Raw genomic sequence first — 1,142 nt, forward strand, 5'->3', positions numbered from 1 at the left:
AACTCCTAACGGGTTATCTATTGCCGAGTTGCTCGGCATGTTGATTGCCGCGCTTCACACTATCTAGTGGTGCCCATGGGCAGGATCGAACTGCCGACCTCTCCCTTACCAAGGGAGTGCTCTACCACTGAGCCACATGGGCGAAACCTTTACTTCTTCTGCGTCTGCGCGTCACCTGGAGCGGGTGAAGGGAATCGAACCCTCGTCATAAGCTTGGAAGGCTTCTGCTCTACCATTGAGCTACACCCGCTTGGATTCCGACTCTCGCTTCCTTGATAATGAGCGCCGGAACTTCCGGCGCTCATTACTTCCGCATTCTGGTGGAGGAGGTTGGATTCGAACCAACGTAGGCGTAAGCCAACAGATTTACAGTCTGCCCCCTTTAGCCACTCGGGCACCCCTCCGCAGAGAATTTGCAATTATGGAGATGTCGCCCTACCTTGTCAACACCTTCCACGCATTAAAAGAGCAGTTTTTGTGCCTGCTGCTGCGATTTTTTTCGATTCGTGCGGCAAGTCTTTGATTTTCCTAGTAATCGAGACGGCAAAACAATGCCGGAAATTTTCACCGGCAACTCACGAATTTGCGGCAGCGCCCGCGACCCGGAAGCAAGTCCAGTTCACCCTGGCGCAGCGAGGCGCGAAGCGCAACCCCTCGCAACACCTCCGCAGACGGTCGCTTTGCGCGTCTGGCGCCGGCGATGCCGCATCAACGGCCCTGCGCAGGCACTGACCAGGGCCTGGAAGCGTCGTGATCGTCCGGGAATATGTCGCTGTCGGCGTGGCTTAGCGCGCCACCAATGGGTGGCCAGGGCCCATTACCCCTGGACGTCGGCGTAATGGCTTATCCGATTCACCGAGCCACCTAGCCGAGAAGCCCTCACGCGGCAGGTCCGCCGGCCTCTAAGCTCTCAGTCCGGCGGGCACCAGGTGCGCAGGAGGCGCGTAGTCGCTTCGCGTTGACCTTATAGGCGCCTTGTAGGCCTTTTAGACACCGATGCACCGACGTGCTGTGGTTGGCGCCAAGAACTCGATGGACGTCACGGCACGTTCCAGCTGCTCGATCTGAGCTCGCCCCGTGTTTTACGGCAGGATTTGATCGGTCAGCACGCGATGCTGCGACGTTATCGAATTCCGTTGGCA

General features: G+C 58.1%; 3 tRNA genes. All 3 read right to left on the bottom strand.

What is annotated here, in order from left to right:
• Nucleotides 1-67: 67 nt before the first annotated feature.
• Nucleotides 68-142 (bottom strand) — tRNA-Thr (locus tag CDV46_RS01115).
• Nucleotides 143-176: 34 nt separating this feature from the next.
• Nucleotides 177-250: transfer RNA gene (locus CDV46_RS01120), tRNA-Gly, on the bottom strand.
• Nucleotides 251-318: 68 nt separating this feature from the next.
• Nucleotides 319-404: transfer RNA gene (locus CDV46_RS01125), tRNA-Tyr, on the bottom strand.
• Nucleotides 405-1,142: the final 738 nt, after the last annotated feature.

Source organism: Pandoraea sp. PE-S2T-3 (assembly GCF_002179965.1).
Classification (GTDB): domain Bacteria; phylum Pseudomonadota; class Gammaproteobacteria; order Burkholderiales; family Burkholderiaceae; genus Pandoraea.